Genomic DNA, 7,829 nt, shown 5'->3' with positions numbered 1-7,829 from the left:
GCGCCCCCCTCTGTCCTGCCGGACATCTCCCCCACAAGGGGGGAGATTCGCTGTTTCAGCGCCCCGCTCATTCCTGCGGCGTTGGAGATTAGCGAAAACCGGCGTGACGGCCGATCTCCCCCCAAGTGGGGGAGATGTCCGGCAGGACAGAGGGGGGCGCGAAGGATCGCTACGGTTTTCATCCTGCATCCTGCAACGCTCGAAATGGCGCATCCGTTAGCGTGACAATATCGCCCGCATATGCTCGAGGATCATCGCGACGCCCTTTTGCCCCAGTTCCGTCGAGGCCTCAGGGGCGGTCGCCGTATACCATCCCGTATTGTCGGCGAAGTGGCCGGCGTCCACCGCTTCTGGGCACAGCGCCAGCATCAGCGACGTCTCGCCGATGCCGGCATGATCGAAGGGATACTGGCCGTCCGTCACCGTCGGCATCAGCGGATGCACTTGTATCCAGTTGAAGAAATTGCCGCCCTCGGCGTGCTCGGCATAGTAGCCGGCCATCGTCTCTGACGCCCACCAGCCCTCGCCGCGCTCCTTCTCCAGAAAACGGAAGATCGCCTGGCGGCCAGCGGTCTTGAAGGCGAGATCGGTCGGCATGCCGGCAACAAAGTTCTCGGTCTGGTGGTGGATGATGGCGTGGATGTTGCGAAAACCGATGCGCAGCAGGCTGTAGAACAGTTCCTCCGCGAACGGCGCCAGCGCCCTGCCGCCGACCTGAACCGAGCCATTGCCCTCTGGCGGCGCCACCGCGTAGCTCGCCGCGCCATAGTAGAAGGCTGGCAGGATGGCGATGTTGGCTTCCTTTTCGAACAGCTCCAGCATCTTGACCACCGCCAGCGTATCCATGCCGACGGCCATGTGCTCACCATGGTATTCGAGCACGCCGAGCGGGAGCACGACCGGCCAGTTCTCGGCGATCGCCTTGCGGATCTGGTGCGGCAGCATCAGCTCGTAGCGCATGACGCCTACTCCATGTTGGTGTGGCGGGCGGCGTCGATACGGCTTTCGCCGATCCGAGCCAGCACCGTGCCAAGTTCGTCGAGTGCAATCCTGAACAGATCTGTGCCGGCATGACAGACCCACCAGCTTGCTGCCCTCAAAAACCCATCTGGATTGTTTGGTCACATCTTCCCCGAACAGCTTCTTTTGCTCATGCTATCACCGTGAAAGTTCGTGTCCAACGGCTCGGAGTGCTTTTGCAGCGCCTCAGGCATGATAGTCTCGGGACATACGGAAATGAGGAAACGGCAGCATATGAAGACACGGCATTTCGACCGCATCGGCAATGGCGGCATCGCGTTCACGGAACTTGGCTTCGGCACGGCGCCGCTCGGCAATCTTTATCGCGCCGTCTCCGATGAGGATGCCAACGCCACCCTGGACGCTGCATGGCGGGTCGGCTGCCGCTACTACGACACCGCACCGCTCTACGGGCTTGGCCTGTCGGAAACGCGGCTCAATCCGTTCCTGCGCTCGAAAAAGCGCGACGACTATGTGCTGTCGAGCAAGGTCGGCCGCATCATGCGCGCCTGCCCGCCGGACCAGCGCACCGGCATCGGCAAGTTCTTCGACACGCCGTCGCGCCGCGAGGTCTACGACTACAGCTATGACGGGGTCATGCGCTCCTTCGAAGCCTCGCTGGAACGCCTCGGCGTCGACCGCATCGACATCCTTTTCGTGCATGACGTCGACGTCTTCACGCATGGCAGCAAGGAGGCCGCGGACCAGCGCATCGAGGAGTTCATGCGCGCGGGCTATTACGGGCTGCTGTCCCTGCGTGACCAGGGCATCATCAAGGCGTTCGGCGGCGGCATCAACGAATGGCAGGTTGCCCAGACGCTCGCCGAGCGCGGCGACTTCGACCTGTTCCTGCTTGCCGGGCGCTATACGCTGCTGGAGCAGGAGGCGCTGCAATCCTTCCTGCCGCTATGCCAGAAGCGCGGCATCGGCATCGTTCTCGGCGGGCCGTATAATTCCGGCATCCTGGCAACCGGTCCGAAGCCCGGCGCCTACTACGATTATACCGAGGCGCCGCAGGACATCATCGATCGCGTCACGCGCATCGAGGCTGTCTGCAAGCGCCACGGTGTGCGCCTGATCGAGGCGGCACTGCAATTTCCGCTGCTGCACCCTTCGGTCGTGTCGGTGATCCCCGGCGGCCAGCGGCCGAGCGAGGTCGAAAGCAATCGGTCGCTGTTCGACGCGAAGCTGCCATCGGCACTCTGGGCCGATCTCAAGCAGGAAGGGCTGATGCGCGCCGATGCACCGACGGCATAGAGCCCGCCAAAGTGGGCGCGAAAGAAAAGCCGGGCATGCCCGGCTTTTCTGGTCTCTGAAAAGGGTACGAAGGCGCTTAGTTGACTGCGTCCTTGAGGCCCTTGCCGGCTGAAAACTTCGGCACGGTGCGCGCCGGAATCTGCACTTCGGCGCCGGTCTGCGGATTGCGGCCGGTCGAGGCAGCGCGTTTTGACACGGTGAAATTTCCGAAGCCGACAAGCCGGACATCGCCGCCCTTCTTCAGTTCGCCGGTGATGACGGAGAACACCGCATCGACCGCCGACTGCGCGTCACCCTTCGAAATACTCGCGGCGTCGGCGACAGCGGACACCAGTTCGTTCTTGTTCATAAAAATTCCCTTCCATGAGAAACCGGAACGTACGACTCATCCGGCAGGAAAGGGACTTTAGAAAGAAGCGCTTCCGCAACCAAGTCGAAAAGCGTCAAAAGAGTCGAAAAAACCCCGGAATTCCGGGGTTTTTCACATGAAAGAGCCGGGCTCTGGGCCCGGCTCTCCGTTGTGCATTGCAACTTTAGCACGTGCTAATGAGCTAGCGACTTGCTGGCGTCGTCTCCGGCATCCACCGCAGCCGGCGCATTGACCGGCTCGACCCACTCGATCGCCTCCGGCATACGCACCAGCGCATGGCGCAAGACTTCACCGACCCGCCCGACCGGAACGATCTCCATACCGTTCTTCACGTTGTCCGGAATCTCCGCCAGATCCTTGGCGTTGTCTTCCGGGATCAGCACCTTCTTGATGCCGCCGCGCAGTGCTGCAAGCAGCTTCTCCTTGAGCCCGCCGATCGGCAGCACTCTGCCGCGCAGCGTGATCTCGCCGGTCATCGCCACGTCGGCCCTGACCGGGATGCCGGTCAGCACCGAGACGATCGCCGTCGCCATCGCCACGCCCGCCGACGGTCCGTCCTTGGGCGTCGCGCCTTCGGGCACGTGGACGTGGATGTCGCGCTTGTCGAACAGCGGCGGCTCGACGCCGAAATCGAGAGCCCGCGAGCGGACATAGGAGGCCGCCGCCGAGATCGATTCCTTCATCACGTCGCGCAGATTGCCGGTCACCGTCATGCGGCCCTTGCCGGGCATCATGACGCCTTCGATCGTCAGCAGCTCGCCGCCGACTTCCGTCCAGGCGAGCCCGGTGACAACGCCGACCTGATCGTCGGCCTCGACCTGACCGAAGCGGAAGCGCGGAACACCAAGGTAATCGGCGAGATTGTCCGCCGTGATGTCGACCGTCTTCTTCTTCGTCTTCAGGATCTCGGTCACCGCCTTGCGGCCGAGCTTCATCAGCTCGCGCTCCAGGCTCCTGACGCCCGCTTCACGGGTGTAGGTCTGGATGATGCCGCGGATCGCGTCCTCGCCGACGGAGAACTCCTTCGGCTGCAGCGCGTGATCGCGGATCACCTTGGGCATCAGGTGGCGCTTGGCGATCTCGATCTTCTCGTCCTCGGTGTAGCCGGCGATACGGATGATCTCCATGCGGTCCATCAAGGGCGCAGGGATGTTCAACGTGTTCGCCGTCGTCACGAACATCACGCTCGACAGGTCGTATTCGACCTCGAGATAGTGGTCCATGAACGTCGAGTTCTGCTCGGGATCGAGCACCTCGAGCAACGCCGACGACGGATCGCCGCGGAAATCCTGGCCCATCTTGTCGATCTCGTCGAGCAGGAAGAGCGGGTTGGATTTCTTCGCCTTCTTCATCGACTGGATGACCTTGCCGGGCATCGAGCCGATATAGGTGCGCCGGTGACCGCGGATCTCGGCCTCGTCGCGCACGCCGCCCAGCGCCATGCGGATGAACTCGCGGCCGGTCGCCTTGGCGATCGATTTGCCGAGCGAGGTCTTGCCGACGCCGGGAGGCCCGACGAGGCACAGGATCGGCCCCTTCAGCTTCTTCTGGCGGCTCTGCACGGCGAGATATTCGACGATGCGGTCCTTGACCTTGTCGAGGCCGAAATGGTCGGTGTCGAGCACGTTCTGCGCGAAGCCCAGATCCTGCTTGACCTTGGAGTTCTTGCCCCACGGTATCGACAGGATCCAGTCGAGATAGTTGCGTACGACGGTCGATTCAGCCGACATCGGCGACATCGTCCGCAGCTTCTTCAGTTCGGCTTCCGCCTTTTCGCGGGCCTCTTTGGAGAGCTTGGTCTTCTTGATGCGCGCCTCGATCTCGGCGGCCTCGTCGCGGCCGTCCTCGCCCTCGCCGAGCTCCTTCTGGATCGCCTTCATCTGCTCGTTGAGGTAGTATTCGCGCTGCGTCTTCTCCATCTGGCGCTTGACGCGCGAGCGGATGCGCTTCTCGACCTGCAGGACGGAGATCTCGGCTTCCATGAAGCCCATCGCCTTTTCCAGCCGCTCCTTGACCGAAAGCGTGGCCAGCATCTCCTGCTTCTCGGGGATCTTGATGGCAAGATGCGAGGCAACCGTATCGGCGAGCTTGGAATAGTCGTCGATCTGGCTGGCGGCACCCACCACTTCGGGCGAGATCTTCTTGTTCAGCTTGACGTAGTTCTCGAAGTCGGTGACGACGGAACGGGCCAGCGCCTCGACCTCGACCTCTTCCTCATCCGGTTCGACCAGTGCTGCGGCGCGGGCCTCGTGGAAGTCGGGACGGTCGGTGAACGAAACGATTTTCGCGCGCGAGGCGCCTTCGACCAGCACCTTGACGGTGCCGTCCGGCAGCTTCAGCAACTGCAGCACATTGGCGAGCGTGCCGATGTCGAAGATCGCATCGGACTCGGGATCGTCATCAGCGGCATTCATCTGGGTCGCAAGCAGGATCTGCTTTTCCTGACCCATCACCTCTTCCAGCGCCTTGATCGACTTTTCACGCCCGACAAAGAGCGGAACGATCATGTGCGGGAACACCACGATGTCGCGCAGTGGGAGGACTGCGAAGACGCCGTCGCTGGGAGCCTTGGATATTTTGGCCATTGTCCAACCTTTCATGTCGCGACCGCCAATCGGCCAACCGCGATTCTCATATTAACGACCGGGGATGGTTCCGCCTACCACCGTTTGTGACGGGAGTTTTACAGCACAGAATTCGGCGCCACGGCCTTCTTCCGTTAGTTGGAGGCACGCGAGGCAAAGATCAAGGGTCGACACGAAACCGTTCATCCAATCCGTCATAATCCGTTCATCATAGCCTGCCCATCCCTAAACGGCAAAACGGCGCCTTGCGGCGCCGTTTGAAGAACTCCACTACAGGACTGACGTCAGGCGCTGACGTTGCCCTTCTTTTCGTTCTGCTCGGAATAGATGTAGAGCGGCCTGGCGTTGCCGGACACCACCTCTTCCGAAATAACCACTTCGCGCACGCCCTCCAGCGCCGGCAGCTCGAACATCGTGTCGAGCAGGATCGCCTCCATGATCGAGCGCAGGCCGCGCGCGCCGGTCTTGCGTTCGATGGCACGCTTGGCGATCGCCGACAGCGCATTCTCGTGGAAGGTCAAGTCGACATTCTCCATCTCGAACAGCCGCTGGTACTGCTTGACCAGCGCGTTCTTCGGCTCGGTCAGGATCTGGATCAGCGCCGGCTCGTCGAGGTCCTCCAGCGTTGCCAGGACCGGCAGACGGCCGACGAACTCGGGAATGAGGCCGAACTTCAACAGATCTTCCGGCTCGACCAGACGGAAAACGTCGCCGGTGCGGCGATCCTCGGGCGACGCGACGGTGGCGCCGAAGCCGATCGAGGTCTTGCGGCCGCGATCCGAGATGATCTTGTCCAGCCCGGCGAAGGCGCCACCGCAGATGAACAGGATGTTGGCGGTGTCGACCTGGAGGAATTCCTGCTGCGGATGCTTCCTGCCGCCCTGCGGCGGTACGGAAGCGACCGTGCCTTCCATGATCTTCAACAGCGCCTGCTGGACGCCCTCGCCCGACACGTCACGGGTGATCGAGGGATTGTCCGACTTGCGCGAAATCTTGTCGATCTCGTCGATGTAGACGATGCCGCGCTGGGCGCGCTCGACATTGTAGTCGGCCGACTGCAACAGCTTGAGGATGATGTTCTCGACGTCCTCGCCGACATAGCCGGCCTCGGTCAGCGTCGTCGCATCGGCCATGGTGAACGGCACGTCGATGATGCGGGCCAGCGTCTGCGCGAGCAGCGTCTTGCCGCAGCCGGTCGGGCCGATCAGCAAAATGTTGGACTTCGCCAGTTCGACGTCGTTGTTCTTGCCGGCATGCGCGAGGCGCTTGTAGTGGTTGTGGACGGCCACCGACAGCACGCGCTTGGCGTAGGGCTGGCCGATGACGTAGTCGTCGAGAACCTTGAGGATCTCCTGCGGGGTCGGCACGCCCTCCCGCGACTTCACCATCGAGGTCTTGTTCTCCTCGCGGATGATGTCCATGCAGAGCTCGACACATTCGTCGCAGATGAACACCGTCGGGCCGGCGATCAGCTTGCGTACTTCGTGCTGGCTTTTCCCGCAAAACGAGCAATAAAGCGTGTTCTTGGAATCACCGCCGCTGTTGCCGACCTTGCTCATTTTCATGTCCTTTCATAGCCGCCCGCCGATGGTCTGGTTGAAAGGGCGCATAACTCAATCTATCGCGGGAAATCGCCGCCGCCAGTTGTCCGGCTCCCGCAACGCATTCCATACGAAACACATATCAGAAAACGTCGCAATGATTCGCATTAACCCCGCACAAAGCTAAGCCGTCGAAAATCAACATAGGCTTAACGTAGGCAATCGCTCCCGTCGAGGGAACAGCCAATTGTGGCCGAAATGCCGCAAGCGGCATCAAAAGCGTGTTTTCCCGCCATCCAGCTGCCACCGGGCTTATGTGGCAAGACCCTCGATCGGCTCACGCGACGAAATGACCTTGTCGATGAGGCCGAATTCCCTGGCCTCGTCGGAGGTCATGAAATGGTCGCGGTCGAGCGTCCTTTCAATCTCGTCGTAGCTCTTGCCGGTGTGTTTGACATAGACCTCGTTGAGGCGGCGCTTCAGCTTGATGATGTCCTGGGCGTGGCGCTCGATGTCGGAAGCCTGGCCCTGAAAACCACCGGAAGGCTGGTGGACCATGATGCGGGCGTTCGGCGTGGCGAAGCGCATGCCCTTTTCGCCGGCGGTGAGAAGCAGCGAGCCCATCGAGGCGGCTTGGCCGATGCACAGCGTCGCCACCGCCGGCTTGATGAACTGCATGGTGTCGTAGATCGCCATGCCCGAGGTGACGACGCCGCCGGGCGAATTGATGTAGAGGTTGATTTCCTTCTTCGGATTCTCCGCTTCGAGGAACAGGAGCTGCGCGCAGACCAGCGTCGCCATGCCGTCCTCGACCGGACCGGTGATGAAAATGATGCGCTCTTTCAGGAGGCGCGAGAAAATGTCGTAGGCCCGCTCGCCGCGATTGGTCTGCTCGACCACCATCGGAACGAGGTTCATGTAGGTTTCGACGGGGTTCTTCATGGACTATCCCTTATTGAAGATGGGATTCCGGCGCCGGGAGATGAGCAAGTCGGGCAGAATCGGTTCTGGATCGTTACCCTGTAAATAGGATGTCGGCTCACCCTAGCGCAAGGC

The 7,829-nt window shown here is 61.6% G+C and carries 7 protein-coding genes; 1 reads left to right on the top strand and 6 read right to left on the bottom strand.

Going from position 1 to position 7,829, the window contains the following annotated elements; translation table 11 throughout:
- Positions 1-216 precede the first annotated feature (216 nt).
- Positions 217-960, bottom strand: coding sequence for a creatininase family protein (locus tag AC0L2Z_RS28985; RefSeq protein WP_128170028.1), 744 nt, complete (start codon positions 958-960; stop codon positions 217-219).
- A 5-nt stretch (positions 961-965) separates the two neighbouring features.
- Positions 966-1,100, bottom strand: a complete 135-nt coding sequence (locus AC0L2Z_RS28980) for a hypothetical protein (protein ID WP_473629965.1) — start codon at positions 1,098-1,100, stop codon at positions 966-968.
- Positions 1,101-1,254: 154 nt separating this feature from the next.
- Here AC0L2Z_RS28980 and AC0L2Z_RS28975 point away from each other — a divergent pair, with 154 nt between their 5' ends.
- The gene (locus tag AC0L2Z_RS28975) at positions 1,255-2,277 is read left to right on the top strand and encodes an aldo/keto reductase (protein ID WP_473629964.1); all 1,023 of its coding nucleotides are present in this window, start codon (positions 1,255-1,257) and stop codon (positions 2,275-2,277) included.
- A gap of 76 nt (positions 2,278-2,353) precedes the next feature.
- On the opposite strand, the gene AC0L2Z_RS28970 is transcribed toward AC0L2Z_RS28975, so the two are convergent.
- From AC0L2Z_RS28970 to clpP, 4 genes are all read right to left on the bottom strand, one after another.
- Positions 2,354-2,626 (bottom strand): HU family DNA-binding protein, encoded by a 273-nt coding sequence (locus AC0L2Z_RS28970; RefSeq protein ID WP_023798342.1) that lies wholly within the window; start codon positions 2,624-2,626, stop codon positions 2,354-2,356.
- Between the two features lie 194 nt (positions 2,627-2,820).
- Entirely contained in the window at positions 2,821-5,232 is a 2,412-nt protein-coding gene (lon, locus tag AC0L2Z_RS28965; protein WP_128246678.1) for an endopeptidase La, read from the bottom strand.
- 284 nt (positions 5,233-5,516) lie between these two features.
- Positions 5,517-6,791: an ATP-dependent Clp protease ATP-binding subunit ClpX gene (clpX, locus tag AC0L2Z_RS28960; RefSeq protein WP_473629963.1), complete on the bottom strand. Its 1,275-nt coding sequence runs from the start codon at positions 6,789-6,791 to the stop codon at positions 5,517-5,519.
- Positions 6,792-7,085: 294 nt separating this feature from the next.
- A complete protein-coding gene (gene clpP / locus AC0L2Z_RS28955) occupies positions 7,086-7,715 on the bottom strand; it encodes an ATP-dependent Clp endopeptidase proteolytic subunit ClpP (protein WP_128170025.1) in 630 nt (209 codons plus the stop codon).
- Positions 7,716-7,829: the final 114 nt, after the last annotated feature.

The organism is Mesorhizobium sp. WSM4850, from assembly GCF_055811735.1.
This window is presented reverse-complemented; position numbering and strand designations above follow the sequence as displayed.